Annotated in this window: 14 protein-coding genes; 9 read left to right on the top strand and 5 right to left on the bottom strand. The window is 35.8% G+C overall.

From position 1 onward, the window contains the following. Positions 1 to 43 precede the first annotated feature (43 nt). The 3 genes from BAQ44_RS26405 to BAQ44_RS26395 all read right to left on the bottom strand — a co-directional run bounded on the left by BAQ44_RS26405 (position 44) and on the right by BAQ44_RS26395 (position 4,842). On the bottom strand, positions 44 to 2,719 hold the full coding sequence (locus BAQ44_RS26405) for a sigma-54-dependent transcriptional regulator (protein WP_063262258.1): 2,676 nt from the start codon (positions 2,717 to 2,719) through the stop codon (positions 44 to 46). Between the two features lie 104 nt (positions 2,720 to 2,823). Beyond that, entirely contained in the window at positions 2,824 to 3,561 is a 738-nt protein-coding gene (locus BAQ44_RS26400) for a polysaccharide deacetylase family protein (protein ID WP_071724667.1), read from the bottom strand. Between the two features lie 207 nt (positions 3,562 to 3,768). Beyond that, complete coding sequence (locus BAQ44_RS26395; RefSeq protein ID WP_061679337.1) at positions 3,769 to 4,842, bottom strand: UDP-N-acetylglucosamine--undecaprenyl-phosphate N-acetylglucosaminephosphotransferase TagO; 1,074 nt, start codon at positions 4,840 to 4,842, stop codon at positions 3,769 to 3,771. 521 nt (positions 4,843 to 5,363) lie between these two features. Between BAQ44_RS26395 and BAQ44_RS26385 the strand changes: the two genes are divergently transcribed. Together BAQ44_RS26385 and wecB are read left to right on the top strand one after the other, a co-directional pair. After that, entirely contained in the window at positions 5,364 to 6,734 is a 1,371-nt protein-coding gene (locus tag BAQ44_RS26385) for a UDP-glucose dehydrogenase family protein (protein ID WP_084669650.1), read from the top strand. Between the two features lie 74 nt (positions 6,735 to 6,808). Then, entirely contained in the window at positions 6,809 to 7,924 is a 1,116-nt protein-coding gene (wecB, locus tag BAQ44_RS26380; RefSeq protein WP_071724664.1) for a non-hydrolyzing UDP-N-acetylglucosamine 2-epimerase, read from the top strand. Between the two features lie 40 nt (positions 7,925 to 7,964). Here wecB and BAQ44_RS26375 read toward each other — a convergent pair whose 3' ends face one another. Together BAQ44_RS26375 and BAQ44_RS26370 are read right to left on the bottom strand one after the other, a co-directional pair. After that, positions 7,965 to 9,092, bottom strand: coding sequence for an LCP family protein (locus BAQ44_RS26375; protein ID WP_063262256.1), 1,128 nt, complete (start codon positions 9,090 to 9,092; stop codon positions 7,965 to 7,967). 74 nt (positions 9,093 to 9,166) lie between these two features. Beyond that, positions 9,167 to 9,802 carry a YigZ family protein gene (locus tag BAQ44_RS26370; RefSeq protein WP_071724663.1) on the bottom strand — a complete coding sequence of 212 codons (636 nt, stop codon included), beginning with the start codon at positions 9,800 to 9,802 and terminating at the stop codon, positions 9,167 to 9,169. Positions 9,803 to 10,041: 239 nt separating this feature from the next. Here BAQ44_RS26370 and BAQ44_RS26365 point away from each other — a divergent pair, with 239 nt between their 5' ends. The 7 genes from BAQ44_RS26365 (at position 10,042) to hpf (ending at position 16,283) form a co-directional block, all read left to right on the top strand. Beyond that, entirely contained in the window at positions 10,042 to 10,884 is an 843-nt protein-coding gene (locus BAQ44_RS26365) for a DegV family protein (RefSeq protein WP_061679332.1), read from the top strand. A 171-nt stretch (positions 10,885 to 11,055) separates the two neighbouring features. After that, positions 11,056 to 11,370 (top strand): winged helix-turn-helix transcriptional regulator, encoded by a 315-nt coding sequence (locus BAQ44_RS26360; protein WP_000400858.1) that lies wholly within the window; start codon positions 11,056 to 11,058, stop codon positions 11,368 to 11,370. Between the two features lie 252 nt (positions 11,371 to 11,622). Continuing rightward, positions 11,623 to 12,915: a C40 family peptidase gene (locus BAQ44_RS26355; RefSeq protein WP_071724661.1), complete on the top strand. Its 1,293-nt coding sequence runs from the start codon at positions 11,623 to 11,625 to the stop codon at positions 12,913 to 12,915. A gap of 127 nt (positions 12,916 to 13,042) precedes the next feature. Further along, positions 13,043 to 14,392 carry an ATP-dependent helicase ComFA gene (comFA, locus tag BAQ44_RS26350; RefSeq protein ID WP_071724660.1) on the top strand — a complete coding sequence of 450 codons (1,350 nt, stop codon included), beginning with the start codon at positions 13,043 to 13,045 and terminating at the stop codon, positions 14,390 to 14,392. Beyond that, entirely contained in the window at positions 14,392 to 15,096 is a 705-nt protein-coding gene (locus BAQ44_RS26345; RefSeq protein WP_071724658.1) for a ComFC family protein, read from the top strand. Before comFA ends, BAQ44_RS26345 begins: the two co-directional genes overlap by 1 nt. A gap of 126 nt (positions 15,097 to 15,222) precedes the next feature. Beyond that, complete coding sequence (cspC, locus tag BAQ44_RS26340; RefSeq protein WP_001990088.1) at positions 15,223 to 15,420, top strand: cold shock protein CspC; 198 nt, start codon at positions 15,223 to 15,225, stop codon at positions 15,418 to 15,420. Positions 15,421 to 15,740: 320 nt separating this feature from the next. Then, entirely contained in the window at positions 15,741 to 16,283 is a 543-nt protein-coding gene (hpf, locus tag BAQ44_RS26335) for a ribosome hibernation-promoting factor, HPF/YfiA family (protein WP_000671193.1), read from the top strand. Positions 16,284 to 16,473 lie beyond the last annotated feature (190 nt).

The raw sequence follows: 16,473 nt of genomic DNA, 5'->3' as shown, positions 1-16,473 counted from the left end.
TATAATTCGTGTTACGGTCGATATACTTAAACAACTGCCTCGATTAATTTTTTACAGGCTGATTTTTAATGAAGAAGTCCATGACATAAAACACTTCGTCATCAGGTATTTGTATTTCAAATGTATTTTCAATTGGTTGTAATGCTTTTTTCACTTTCATATACATCCAGTACTCATCTTGTCTTCGTTTTTCTTTATCTGGATGAGGGAGGAGGCTTTCTCCTTTTTGAAGACGGTCAACCATACAGCTCATATGCAGAATTACACCCATTAAGCTGTCGGGAGTTAGCTGTAAGGAAATTAATTCTTGAATTGTATTTAATGCGTAACGAATTGTTTTAATAAGTAATGCTCCGTCGTTCCGCTGCATTTGTTGTTCAAGAATATCAGCCATTTTTGCATATGTTTCTTCATACGTAATTAATTCTTGAATTGGCTGAATCGCTGTGTAGTTTACAATGTCTTGGAAATGATATGTCAAGCATGGCACTTGCACATCGAAATTTGTGACGATACAAATGATATTCCGCTCTTTTTTTATGTTCTCAATCATTTTTGTTAAATCTTTTTCATGGACGATACTAATCGGAATAATTTCAATTAAGTCTTTGTCAAATCGCAAATAGTTCTCTAACATTTTTTGAATAGCTAAAGCGCTGCCTTCCCCAGTTAAACAAGCTGTCAAAATAACAGATTTCATTGGTGATAGCGGCTTTTTCTTTTCTTCTTGTACGTTTAAGTAAAACGGTGTTAAGTTCTTCACTGTTTCATATAATGCATCTAACGAGTAGCCGAGCTGTGCTTTTCGAGCTGCTTCTAGTGCATGTGGGGTGCTTGTCATGGAAAGAACACGTACCGGGATTTTGAACTCAGTTTCTAATATATCCCCAATATAAGCGAGAGAGCCCATATCAACGAGTAAGAGAAGCCCATTTACATTTTGGAGTGTTTTCATATACACTTTCACACGCTCTAGGAAATCTTTCGGCGATTCATGTAACGGCATATCAATACCAGTTACTTCTTCAATGCCGAGAAGTTCGTTTGCGACGTTTGCCATCTCTGTTGCGATGCCGTTACCGTGCGCTAATATTAATACTTTTACTTCTGTTTGTGAGGCAGGAATTGGATCAACAACGAAGAACATTGTTAAAAAGCCTGCTTCATCAATAGGCATTGTTATTTGTAATTCATCCTCCAGTAGTTGAATGCATTGCATCGCTACGGAAAAAGCTTCTTTATATTTTGTACGAATTTGATTTAATTGTGGGTGATGAATTTGTTTTCCAGCTTGCAAACGTTGTAGAGTTGTCTGTACATGTAAGCTTAAAGCGAGAAATACTTTTTCGTCAAACGTCTTAGATAAATGCTTCTCAGCAAGTAACGCAATTTTTTCGCAAACGGAAACGATATTACGATCCACAATTTTAAAAACATTTTCATGACTTGTTTTTTTAGAAATTTGGTTAAAATATTGTACGAAAAAGCTTTGAATATCATTTTCTATTAGTAATTCTAATTCGTCCTCTTCAATACCGCGAGCTTGAAGTTCTTCATATTTATAATCAATATAATCGTATATAGAAGATTGTTTTTCATTTTCTATTTTATGATTACTCCAACCTTCATTACCCGTAAATACAAATGTTTCATTTGGTATTTGGTATAGATGACGGCTCTTTCTTTCAATGAATAGCCCTTCTTTCATATACCAAGGTAAATCTGTACTTGAAACATAGACAGAATCACGTTTCTTTGTCACGAAGTCAGAATAGGCTTTCGCACAGGCAATTTGTACATCCGTTTTTAATTGACCGATGTTATTGGGACAATTGTAAAAGACGAAGGCACGCATTGTATTCGGGCTAACGTGAATTTCTTTTCGCAGACGTATCGCTTCGTTTGTGAAAAATAGTTGCAGTAAAGCAAATCGTTCTTTATGTGTACGCTCACGAAGTGGTGGTAGCGTAACGGTCATCGGTATACGTCTTGTAAATGTTTTTAATAAAAATGAATTTGGTTCTTCTGTTGTTGCAGTAATGATTAGTACTTGTGCTTTACGCTCGTTTTCTGTTTCTCCAAGGCGGCGGTATACCCCGCGGTCAATAAAGGTGAAAAGCATTTCTTGTCCCTCTGGAGGAAGACGATGTACTTCATCTAAGAAAAGGATCCCTTCATGTGCTTTTTCAATTAACCCTTTTTGATCACTTGCCCCTGTATAAGCTCCTTTTTTAATCCCAAATAACTGCCCCAGTAGTAGCTGTGGATTATTTGCGTAATCAGCACAGTTAAAGACGATAAATGGTGCATTTTTAGGAAGCTGTTCAACTTCAATTGCATATTCGTGCATTAAAGAAGCGAACATAGATTTTCCGACTCCTGTTTCTCCTAGCAGCAAAGTATGCATACCGTTGGGAGGATAGAGAATAGAAGCTTTCGCTTTTTCGATTGCGATTTTAAGGCTTGTATTTTCAATTGCAAATGTATCTAATGAAGTTGTTTCCTTTGAATGCGTTTCCAACGAAGCGTTCGTTTCTATATAAAAACGAACAGGACGCGTATTTGTTTTTAATAAACGTTTATCTTTTACAAGTTTGTTTAAGTCGCTACTTACATTGGCGCGATCTAGTTGCAACAGGGTAGCGAGTTCTGATGCGGTTACACCTTCTGTATAATTGCCTTCTTGTATTGCGTTAAAAATGAGATCTATTCGTTTCATTTCTATTCACCTCGAAACTTCATCACTATTTAAAATTTTACACAAAAATGGGAAGGGTGGGAAGAGAAAAATAAAACAGCTTTAGCATATAGGCACTAAAGCTGTTACAATCTTGTGTCTTTCCAAAAGTTCACTTCGAGATGGGAAGACGGATTATAGGGAAGAAGTTTGTATCCTTGTGACTGTAAGTAATCAATTACTTGTGGCAGTATTTGTACGGTTACACTCGAATCATGCATTAAAATCACTTCGACTTGTTCATCGCTCTGATTACGTACTCTTTCTAATATGGCAGAAGGATTGTCATAGCTTTTCCAGTCATATGTATCGATTGTCCAATCCCACATTTTATACTGGGCGGATACAAGTGCATCACGGTAATTCTTTTTTAAGTAAGGCATGCTACCGTACGGGACACGAACGAGATGTGTATTTAATTTTGTAACTTGCTGAACAATGGTTTGTGTTTGTTCCATTTCTGTAATTAAAGCAGATGGATCACCAGTATAAAGGCGTTTTACATCGTGTGACATACTGTGAAGTCCGATATAATGTCCGTCTTTAATTAATCGTTGCATTGTTTTTTTATAATGTGGCACTTTTCCACCAATAACAAAGAAAGTTGCTTTTCCGTTCTTTTCTTTTAAGATGTTTAAAATTTGCGTAGTATATTTGTTTGGTCCGTCATCAAATGTTAAGTACGCGATTTTTTGGATAGGAGAGGTAGTTTCAGTATTTGGATGATGTTCAGCAGGAATCATTGTAGTTGCCCTTGCATGAGATGACGCGTACATAGTAATTGTTAAAAATAAAATAATGTATTGAAATACTCGCTTGATCATAACATTCACCCTCAGTTTGACAATCAAGATGTAAAAAAGAAAATATAATCCTTTTCTTATTATGTATATCTTTCTCCAATAGTGGGACTCTCAAACAAACTATATTTTGGAAATATGAAATGAGGAGTAAAAAATAAAAAATAGCATCCTCTTATAAGAAAGAGGATGCTATTTGAATATTTCATAATTGTAAAGGCTATACTACAATTAGTCTTCGCGTTTTTTCACTTTTTTATAGAAGGAAATAAGTGGTTTGTAACGTTCATGTACAAGCCCAATTACTTCAGCAATAATCTCTGTAAAGAAGATTAAAACGAAAAGAAGAATAATGGATAACCATAATGTCGCACTAGAGAAAATGATTGCATTTACACTAAAGAAAATACCAAATGCGTATATAATTAGTACCGTTTTACGATGAGAGAAGCCCATTGCAAGTAAACGGTGATGTAAATGCGATTTATCTGGTGCTGAAATAGGTTTTTTATTTACGATACGGCGGATAATTGCAAATGTCGTATCAAATACAGGTACGCCTAAAATGATAACTGGAACGATAAAGCTGAATAACGTTACACTTTTGTATAATCCAAGTAACGATATGACAGAAATACAGTATCCTAAAAATAGTGCGCCTGTATCTCCCATGAAAATTTTTGCTGGATGGAAGTTGTAGAATAAAAATCCAATTGTACTTGCTAATGTAATTAATGCTAGTGGTAAAATAATAGCAGCTCCAGTGCCCCATGGGCTAGTGAAGGCCATATATGCTAGCGTTGCAAGTACGATAGATGAAATACCAGCAGATAACCCATCTAAGCCATCAATTAAGTTGATTGCATTTGTAATACCTACAATCCAAAATACTGTAATTGGATAAGCAAGCCATCCCAGTTCAGTATCCCCGAGGATTGGAATATATAATATTTGCACTAATAATCCACTTTTTACAATCATCATGGCAACTAATAGTTGTCCACCGAATTTTACCTTCGCAGATAACTCGTACATATCATCTAAAATACCGATGATTACAATGATAATCGCACCTAGCGTTATCGATAACATTCTTTGTTCATATAAGCCGCCGACAACAAATCCTACAGCTACACCAATGAATATCGCTAATCCGCCAAGACGAGGCATAATTTTTTGGTGCACTTTACGCGCGTTTGGCTTATCTGTTGCTCCTATTTTAAAAGCTAACTTAATAACTAAAGGAGTAACGACGAGTACAGTGATGAAAGATGCCAAAATGGCATAAATCACTTGTGAGTCCATTAATACCCCACCCTTTTATAGTCTAACGTAATTTTTTTAAAATGTATTTATCTGAAAATTATGATGTTTATTTACAGGCTCATAACATATGGTATCACAAAAAGATTAGAATTCAATCTTTTTTTCTTTGTACGGCAAATGGAAGCAGATAGAATATATGACAATTGTATACAGAATGTTGAATCGTTTGAGAAGGTTAATCGTATTGGGCTTTGGAATATGACATTTTTTCTATTTCTTCGATAGTGAATACTTTTATTTCAGTATTATAAGTGTTACACGTAGAAATGAGTAAATCCCGTGTTAAAATGTGGGAATTTATCTGCATGAACGGGCAGTAAGGTTTCCGCCTCAAAATTTAGTTGGGGATGAATGCCCTCACTGAATAAAGTTGCATTACATATTCTTGCATGCAATTTTACAAAAACTTAAAAAAGAATGGAAAAAGTAATTCATATAATAAAGAAGTAAAGGAGTTTTCTCATTTTTAATGTGAGAGGGGGAAGCACAGGGAGAATTCTATGTATTCGTATATTTTCTATTGTATATTCCTGTGCGAAAAGGAAATGAAAATTACGATAATTGGTACCGGATACGTTGGATTGATTACAGGAGTAGGATTGGCAATGTTAGGCCATTCAGTCACATGTTTTGATATAAATGATGAGAAAATTGAACGGATAAAGCAAGGGGATTTGCCTATTTATGAAGCGGGTTTATATGAATTAATAAATGATGCGTGTGAGAATGATTGTTTAACTTTTACAACAAGTAGGGTAAAAGCATTTTACGATGCAGAATTTATATTTATTGCAGTTGGAACTCCATCTTTATTAGATGGGACAGCGGATTTAACATATATTCGAAGTGCTTGTGATGATATCGGAACATATGCGACGAACGACATTACTGTCGTTACGAAAAGTACGGTTCCTGTAGGTACAAATGATGTTATGAGAGGATGGATTGAGGAAAAATTACAAAATAGATATGAATTACATATCGTATCGAATCCAGAATTTCTAAGGGAAGGTTCAGGAATTTACGATTTTTTTCAGGGAGATCGTATTGTAATTGGAGCAGATAATGAGGCAGCGGCACGAAAAGTGGAGAATTTGTATAGTGAATTACGCTTGAAAATGTATGTTACAGATATAAAAAGTGCAGAGATGATTAAATATGCATCGAATGCTTTTTTAGCGACAAAAATTAGTTTTATCAATGAAATTTCAAATATATGTGAGAAGGTAGGAGCCGATGTATTAGACGTTGCACAAGGGATGGGAATGGATAAGAGAATTGGGGCGTCATTTTTAAATGCGGGTATTGGTTATGGGGGATCGTGTTTTCCGAAAGATACGAAGGCCCTTGTGCAAATTGCAGGGAATGTGGCGCATGATTTTCGTTTGTTAAAAGCAGTCATTGAAGTGAATAATAAACAACAGTTGTTATTGATTGAGAAAGCGAAGAAAGTATTAAATATGAACAAGAAACGGATTGCGGTGCTGGGAGCGGCATTTAAACCGAATACGGATGATATAAGAGACGCACCGTCTCTTATTATGATACAAGAATTAATTCATATAGGTGCGGACGTAGTTCTATATGATCCGAAGGCGATTCCAAATATGAAAAACATCTTTGGAGAGACTATACAATATAGCGAATGTATAGATGAATCGATTAGAGGGGCGTGTGCGGCTTTTATCATGACAGAATGGGAGGCTATCCGAGCTTATCCGTTAGAAAAGTACGAACAACTTATGAGAGAGCCTATTTTATTCGATGGAAGAAATTGTTATACTGTTGAGGATGTCAAGAAACAAGGGATAGATTATTATTCGGTTGGAAGAGAAAGTATTTGTAAGAGAGACTTATCCATTATTCGTTAAAAAGGTATGTATTCATGTATATTCTTATATGTCATAATAGAATTTGTAACTAGTGAAAGAAAAGAGGCAATGAAATGACTGAACGTTTAAAAGTAATGACAATTTTCGGGACACGTCCAGAAGCAATTAAAATGGCACCTCTTGTGTTAGAGTTGCAAAAGCATCCAGACAAAATTGAATCGATTGTGACTGTAACAGCACAGCATCGTCAAATGTTAGATCAAGTATTAAGTATCTTTGGAATTACGCCAGATTTCGATTTGAATATTATGAAGGATCGCCAAACTTTAATTGATATTACAACGCGTGGGTTAGAAGGTTTAGATAAAGTAATGAAAGAAGCAAAGCCGGATATCGTACTTGTACATGGTGATACAACGACAACATTTATTGCAAGTTTAGCTGCTTTCTATAATCAAATTCCAGTAGGTCATGTCGAGGCAGGACTTCGTACATGGGATAAATATTCTCCATACCCAGAAGAAATGAATCGCCAACTAACAGGTGTAATGGCAGATCTTCATTTCTCACCTACATCAAAATCAGCAACGAACTTACAGAAAGAAAATAAAGATGAGTCACGCATTTTCATAACAGGAAATACAGCGATTGACGCACTAAAAACGACTGTAAAAGAAACATATAGTCATCCTGTACTAGAGAAACTTGGAAGTGATCGTCTTGTACTTATGACAGCTCACCGTCGTGAAAACTTAGGAGAGCCAATGCGTAATATGTTCCGTGCAATTAAACGTCTTGTTGATAAGCATGAAGACGTACAAGTTGTGTATCCTGTTCATATGAACCCTGTTGTTCGTGAAACAGCGAATGATATTCTAGGCGATCATGGTCGTATTCATTTAATTGAGCCGTTAGATGTAATTGATTTCCACAATGTTGCAGCTCGTTCATACTTAATGTTAACTGACTCTGGTGGTGTACAAGAGGAAGCACCGTCACTAGGTGTACCGGTTCTTGTTCTTCGTGATACAACAGAGCGTCCAGAAGGTATTGAAGCAGGTACATTGAAATTAGCAGGAACAGACGAAGAGACAATCTTTGGTCTTGCTGATGAATTGTTATCAGATAAAGAAGCTCATGATAAGATGTCAAAAGCATCTAATCCTTACGGTGATGGCCGTGCATCAGAGCGTATTGTAGAAGCAATTTTACAACACTTTAATAAGTAAATAAAAAAGAGCCAAATCGTATACGATTTGGCTCCTTTTGTTATTGCTGATTTCTCATAATCCACTCTGCATGAGCATTCGTAGAAGGAGGTGGCTCAATTGGTGTTTTGTTCTGATTCTGGTTTTGGTTCGTTTCTTTCTTTACTTTTTCGTTAGAGTTAGGATTTGATTCGGTTTTTGTAGTTGGATTTTCTTGAGTGTTCGCTTTTTCTCCTAACTCTTTTTTAATTTCGTTACGTACTGTCTCTACACCGATTGGATCTGGAAGGAAGTAATAAATACCGCCTATTTTTTTGTCTTCTCCTTCGAGTTTGAGTGTTTGTATTGTAGAAGGATCAAACCCAGATAGTTTATTGTAAAGAGCAAGTCCGTCTGAAATAGGAATATCAGTTTTTATATATTTTCCAACGACTGTCGTTAAATCTTTAATTTTAAATACAGTAGAGGCTGAATTTAGTTTTTGAGCAACAGCTGCTAGTAATTGTCTTTGTCTAGCGGCCCGACCATAATCGCCGTTTGGATCCTGCTTTCGCATACGTACGTATGCGAGTGCTTCTTCACCATTTAAGTCTTGTTGTCCTTGCTTAAATTCGATTTTTTTGTAGTAATCCATGTCCGAACGCTCCCAAAAATCGAATGGGACATCAACGGTAACACCGCCAACAGCATCAACAATACCTTTAAAGCCTTGGAAATCAATTTTAATATAATGGTCTACAGGAACTTTTAGAAAACCTTCGACCGTTTTGATTGCCATTTCTTCTCCGCCGTAAGCATGTGCAGCGTTAATTTTGTCCTCTTTGTTCTTACCAACAATTGGAACGCGACTATCACGAGGGATACTCATAAGCGAAATCTTTTTCGTTTTAGGATTGACTGTCGCAAACATTAATGAATCTGTACGACCGTTTTGACCGTCCGTTGCATAATCTTCTATACCCATAATGAGGAGTGTAAAAGGCTCTTTTGTAATTTCTACATCTTCGGTTCTCAAGTCCGATTTTTGACGAGTAAAACCACTATACATCCCCATGAGAGAAGAGTAGGAATTTAATATATAAAGTCCTACACCGCCAAATAAAAATACGAAAATAAGGAAGTAGAAAAACTTTCTTCTTCGTTTCTTTTTTATTCTGCTATTTTGGAGATGATAATAACGTTCTTCCATATATAATCTCCTTAGTTCATTTGTAGGGAAGTAATTCACTACATTAATCTTTAGAGGTGATAATATAGTTATTCTTAGATAACATCTTGTTCTAAGTACAACATATCTCCTTCTGTAATTGTACATTTCCCATTTGTTAATTCAATCATCCAATCTGTGAATGCTTGTTTTCCATCTTCTTCTACATACGTATCAAATGTGACATTTTCGAGATAATGTATATCTTTAATGGCATATTTCGAATTACGTAATTCATTTTCAATTTTGCCAAGTAATGTGTAATCAATTTCGGTCTGCATAACACGCATTAGTTTTCGCTGAACGACACCAATATGATTAATACCCTCACTTGTACATTTTCCATATGCGCGAATTAATCCACCTGCGCCAAGTTTGATGCCGCCAAAATAGCGAGTAACGACAACGACGGTATCTTTTAAACCGCGTTTTTTTAGGACCTCTAACATAGGTACACCAGCTGTGCCGCTAGGTTCTCCATCATCATTTGCTTTTTGGATTTGATCTTGTTCGCCAATCAAATACGCAGAACAATTATGTGTGGCATTCCAATTTTGTTTTTTTATTTTTTGTATAAATTCTTGAGCTTCTTCTTCAGTTGTAGCTCTGCTAACATAACAGATAAATCTTGATTTTTGAATGACAATTTCGTGTTCACCGTAGTCTTTGATTGTTAAATATTGTAATAACACTCGTATACGCCCCTATCTATCAAAATGACTAGTACTTTACATTTTAAAAGCGGGCGTTTTTATATTCAAACATTTTTTATAAATAAGCTGAAATTTTTGGTGAGTATTTCACCTTTTTGTTGTAATTTGTCGAGGTGGTTAGTATAATTTCAAATCGGCATTTTCATGTATGGATGCACCATTTTTAGTTTTCGTGTAAACTTAGGGAATAAAAACTTTTTTATAAGGCAGGTACGCAAATGAAAACAGCTATTGTTACTGATAGTACAGCATATATACCGAAGCATATTCGTGATGAACTCAATATATATATGATTCCATTAAACGTTGTATTTGGAACGGAATCTTATCAAGAAGAAGCTGAAATTTCAGTAGATGATTTCTATGTAAAAGTACGTGAGCAAGAAGAACTTCCGAAAACTTCTCAGCCAGCAATCGGAAAGTTTGTTGAGTTATTTGAAGAACTATCGAAGGATTATGATGCGGTTATTAGCATTCATCTTTCAAGTGGGATTAGTGGTACATATCAAACGGCAACGACAGCCGGGCAAATGGTAGAGGGTATTGATGTATATACGTACGACTCTGAAATTAGCTGTGAAGTACAAGGATTCTATGTACGTGAAGGGGCAAAATTAGCAAGCGAAGGAAAAGATCCGAAAGAGATCGTTGCCCGTTTTGATGAAATGAAGAAAACGATGGACGCTTATTTTGTAGTAGATGATTTACATCATTTACAACGTGGCGGACGATTAAATAGTGCGCAAGCCTTCATTGGTAGTTTGTTACAAGTGAAGCCCGTTTTATATTTTAGAGATAAAATCATTATTCCATTTGAAAAGATTCGTACACGTAAAAAGGCGTTAAAACGAATTGTTGAAATTTTTGATGAGCAAGCAAGTAAAGGTGTACCTATGGAAGCAGTTATCATTCATGCACAACGTGAAGAGGAAGCGAATGAATGGAAGGCAGAATTAGAAGCAAAATATCCTCATGTCACAATCCGCACAGGTTATTTCGGTGCTGTAATTGGTACGCATTTAGGTGAAGGTGCGCTAGGTCTTGGGTGGTATACGAAGTAATAAGATATAAAAAGCTCTCTTTTTAAGAGGGTTTTTTTACGGATATTTTACGTGTAGTTGACAAGTTAATATTTGGAAATGGTAAAATGTACGTAAAATAAATTAACGAGGAAAGTTTTATAACTTACTTTTTACAAGAGACTATATTATAATGGAGGAGAGGTGAAACATATGGAGCATAATTCTTGTTTATGTCCAAAGTTTGAGTCAGCTTTTACTTTGCTTAGTAAGAAATGGACTGGCTTAATTATTAAATCTTTGCTTGAAGAGTCAAAACGTTTTAGAGAAATCGCAGATATTATACCAAATATGAGCGATCGTATGTTGTCAGAGCGTTTAAAGGAATTGGAAAGCGAAGGCATTGTAGTTCGTAATGTTTATCCAGAAGTACCAGTTCGAATCGAGTACGGCTTAACTGAAAAAGGGAAAGCATTAGAAAGTGTTATGGATGAAGTCCAAAATTGGGCTGAGAAATGGATGAAATAACGTTTTGATTTCATTTGTATTAGTGTATGTAACAAAACGTAAGGGAAACCTTGCGTTTTTTTTTTGCTTATAAAAAGCTTTTAAAATTCTACACACATATACAAAAATATGCATATTTTGAGATAGAGTTACATATAATATTACATTTGTTTTACAATAGCGTAACATTAGCAAAAAAAATCCCGAATTATGGTATAAATTTTATAGGTTATATACGGAAAAAAGACAAAAGAAAGCGGTGTAAAAAATAAAATGAAAAAGCTAAAAATGGCATCTTGCGCATTAGTTGCAGGGTTAATGTTTTCAGGACTAACACCAAATGTATTTGCAGAAGATAAAATTACTGACGTGAAATCACAAATTAATACACAAAATGACACTTTACATAAACAACAACAAGAACGTGATGAATTACAAAAACAAATGAATGACTTAAACAAAACAATTCAAGGTTTAGATAAGTCTGTTCAAGAGAATGCTTCAAAGCTTGATGAAACAACGAAAAAAGTTGCTGATACGGAGCAATTAATCGAAAATAAAAATAAAGATATTGCAGAACTACAAACGAAAATTGCAAAACGTGAAGAGTTATTAAGAAAACGTTTAGTTGCGCTTCAAGAACAACCAAACACAAATGTTGTAACAGAAGTTCTTGTAAACTCTAAAAACGTTGCAGATCTAGTTGATCGTTTAGCTTCTGTTTCTAAAATTCTTGAGTCTGATGAAGATATCATGAAAACACAACAAGAAGATCAAGCGAACGTGAAAAAAGACGTTGAAACGGTAAAAACAAAGCAAAAAGAATTAAAAGAAGCACAAGCTCAAATTGAAACTGCTAAGAAAGAACTTGACGCTGAAAAAGCGAAAAAATCAACAGCAGTAAATGATTTAAGCGGCAAAATGGATACAGTTGTAACTTCAATGACAAGTACGGAAAGTCAATTGAAAGATCTTGAAAAACAAGCACTGCAATTACAACGTATTGCTGAACAAGAAGCACAAGAAAAAGCTGCACAAGAAGCTGCTGCTCAAAAACAAGCAGAGCAAGCTGCTAAAGATGCGCAAGCTCAACCAGCACAAGCGGCACCTGCTCAGCCAGCAGCACCAGCTCAAAAAGAAGAACCTAAAAAAGAAGAGCCTAAAAAAGAAGCACCTAAGCAAGAAACGAAAAAACCAGAGCCAGCACCAGGCCCAGCTCCAGCTCCTGGCGTAATTGGTAAAGCACAACAATATTTAGGTTTACCGTATGTTTGGGGAAGTGCATCTCCATCAAACGGTGGTTTTGACTGTAGTGGATTTATTTCTTACGTCTTCGGTGTAGGACGTCAAGACGTTGCAGGTTACTGGAATTCAGTTTCTAAAGTAAGTAGCCCACAACCTGGAGATTTAGTATTCTTCCAAGGTACTTATAAGCCAGGTCCATCTCACATCGGTATTTATGTTGGTAATGGCCAAATGATTCATGCTGGTGATAAAGGGATTGCTTACGCTAGCTTAAGCAGTAGCTACAACCAAAAACATTTCTTAGGATACGGTAGATTCTAGGATTTATAAACGAATAAAACATGTGTATAAAGTCGATAGCTTACTATTTTATAAGTAGGTTATCGGCTTTTTTGAGTTTTTACGAGATTATGAGAAGGGTTTATAGTAGTGCTGGAGGTGGTTGCTGATGCTTGCTGGAAAACAGTTGCTATTAGAAGAACTTTCTTCAGATTTACGGAGAGAATTAAGTGATCTGAAAAAGAAGGGAGAGGTCGTATGTGTACAAGGCATAAAAAAGAAGCCTTCTAAATATATATGTCAGCGCTGCGGAAATATAGAGCAGCGACTATTTGCATCATTTTCATGTAAAAGGTGCAGTAAAGTGTGTACGTATTGCCGGAAGTGTATCACGATGGGAAGAGTTAGTGAATGTACTGTACTCGTTCGTGGGATCGCGGAAAGAAAAGGTGAAACAAGTTTAAATTCGTTACAGTGGAACGGAACTTTGTCTACTGGTCAGGAGTTGGCCGCGCAAGGTGTTATAGAAGCGATTAAGCAGAAAGAATCTTTTTTTATTTGGGCTGTATGCGGGGCTGGAAAAACAGAAATGTTATTTTACGGTATTGCAAAGGTACTTCAAAAAGGAGAAAGAGTTTGTATTGCAACGCCAAGAACAGACGTTGTACTGGAATTAGCACCGAGATTACAAGAAGTGTTTCCTAATATAAATGTAGCTGCTTTATACGGAGGGAGTGTAGATCGTGAAAAAGATGCAGCGTTAGTCGTTGCAACGACGCATCAATTGTTACGTTATTATAGAGCGTTTCATGTCATGATTGTAGATGAGATTGATGCCTTCCCGTATCATGCAGATCAAATGTTACAGTATGCAGTGCAACAAGCGATGAAAGAGAAAGCGGCACGTATTTATTTAACGGCAACTCCCGATGAAAAGTGGAAACGTAATTTCAGAAGTGGAAAGCAAAAAGGTATCATTGTCTCTGGACGATATCATCGTCATCCGTTACCAGTTCCTCTATTTTGCTGGTGCGGAAATTGGAAGAAAAGCCTCCATCATAAAAAAATCCCTCGAGTTTTACTACAATGGTTAGAAATGTACGTAAACAAAAAACATCCTATTTTTTTATTTGTTCCTCATGTGCGATATATAGAAGAAATGAGCCTATTATTGAAAGTGTTGGATCATAGAATCGATGGTGTACATGCAGAAGATCCGATGAGAAAAGAAAAAGTAGCAGCTTTCAGAAAGGGAGAAATTCCATTATTAGTTACAACAACAATTTTAGAGAGAGGAGTAACTGTGAAGAATTTACAAGTTGCGGTGTTAGGGGCGGAAGAAGAAATCTTTTCGGAAAGTGCACTCGTACAAATTGCAGGCCGAGCAGGTCGTAGTTTTGAAGAACCGTATGGCGAGGTCGTTTATTTTCATTACGGTAAGACAGAGGCGATGGTACGTGCGAAAAAACATATTCAAAGTATGAACAAAAAGGCAAAAGAACAAGGATTAATCGATTGATGCATTGTCTACTTTGCGATGAGTATATATTGGAAACAGTTAGTTGGTACACCTTCTTTGTAAAGCCTCATAAAAAATATATATGTGATAGATGTGAGCAGAAACTTTCCTATATTATAGGAGACATTTGTATGGAATGTGGGCGACCTTTAGAGGGCTTGCCTTCCGAATATAAAGAAAATGATATTTGTGTAGATTGCATAAGATGGATAAACAAGGAGAAATATCGTCCTTTTAAAAATCGTTCTTTGCACGTGTACGATGATGAGATGAAAGAAATAGTAGCACAGTTTAAGTTTCGGGGGGATGCAGAGTTAGTTCATATTTTTCATCGATCTTTTCGGGAGTTATTTCAAAAGCATTTTACGAGTGTTTCAAGTGTTATTGCTGTTCCACTTAGTAGGGAACGGGAATATGAACGTGGTTTTAATCAGGCAGAGTTATTAGCAGCTTGTTTACCTGTCAAAATTTCTTATCCATCATTAAGAAGAAGAGAAACAGAAAAGCAAAGTAAGAAGAAACGTAAAGAAAGGCTTTCGGGAAGTAATCCTTTTTATTTTCAGGGAGAAGATATGTTTCATGACCAACATATCTTACTCGTTGACGATGTATATACGACAGGAATTACAGTTAGGCAAATTGGAAGTCTTTTATACGATAGAGGAGCAAGGGAAGTTTCTAGTTTGACGCTCTGTAGAAGTTGATCTGTAACTGTCGAAAGGGATAATAAAAAGGCGATAAGTCTCCTTTGACTTCGTAAGTTGTCATTCGTTATAGTCAAAGTATGGGGCGAATGCCCTGATTTTTAGAGTGAAGGGAATGGAATGAACATGCAAGGAAGAGTGAAATGGTTCAATGCAGAAAAGGGATTTGGGTTTATTGAGCGTGAAGATGGTGATGATGTGTTTGTTCATTTTTCTGCTATTCAACAAGATGGATATAAGTCATTAGAAGAAGGGCAACAAGTTGAGTTTGACATTGTAGATGGAGCACGTGGACCACAAGCAGCTAATGTTGTAAAACTGTAGGAATATTGTTTTTGGGAAGAGAAAGCTGCGTTTGTGGCAACGTTATATATATGGTAGAACCTCTTGTTTTTTACAGGGGGTTTTTGTTATGAATCAAGTTGTCAAAAAATTGTTTCTTTTCTGTAACGAATTGTCCACAGTTATATTCGTTATTCACGATGTTAATAGGATAAAATAAAGATAGAAACGATGCATCTTTTCATTTCAACAAAAAACGATAAAAAAATCGCAATTCCACTAATTTTTTTAAAAAAGTTAGAAGGAGTTTTTAAGCCAATGTCGAAATTATAGTACATAGGCTTGAAAGGAGGAATTCATCTATGAAATTCAACATTCGTGGTGAAAATATTGAAGTAACTCCAGCATTAAAGGAATATGTAGAGAAAAAACTAAGTAAGTTAGAGCGTTATTTTGATACATTCCCAGAGATTAAAGTTAATTTAAAAGTATACTCTGACAAGCAACGTGTCGAGGTAACAATTCCATTTACTGATTTATTACTTCGTGCAGAAGAAACTAATAGCGATATGTACGCTGCTATCGATTTAGTAGTTGATAAACTTGAGCGACAAATTCGTAAACATAAAACAAAGGTAAATCGTAAGTTACGTGAGAAAGGTTCTGTGAAAACGAACTTTATCCTTCCAGAAGCAGTAGCTGTTCTGGATGCGGTAGAAGAGGATGAATTAGAACTTGTACGTACAAAACGATTCGATTTAAAACCGATGGACGTCGAAGAAGCGATCCTACAAATGGATATGCTAGGACATAATTTCTTCGTCTTCACAAATGCTGATACAAATGAAACTAATGTTGTATACGGCCGTAAAGATGGGAAATACGGTTTAATCGAAACTAAATAATAATTCAAAAGCGCAGCCGAAATGGCTGCGCTTTTTTTGCTGAAAATAGATTTTTTTAAAAAGTTTCCTTAATTTAGAACGAGACATTCGGCCGATTGTTGTCATAGTTATAAAACAAGTGTTACAATTATCATTAGGTATATACATTTTAGTTTTTTTAATTAGGAGAAAAATTGGCATAACATACATT

The sequence above is a fragment of the Bacillus mobilis genome (assembly GCF_001884045.1).
Classification (GTDB): Bacteria; Bacillota; Bacilli; order Bacillales; family Bacillaceae_G; genus Bacillus_A; species Bacillus_A mobilis.
The sequence above is the reverse complement of the archived record's forward strand: the minus strand, read 5'-3'. Positions and strand labels throughout refer to the sequence as shown.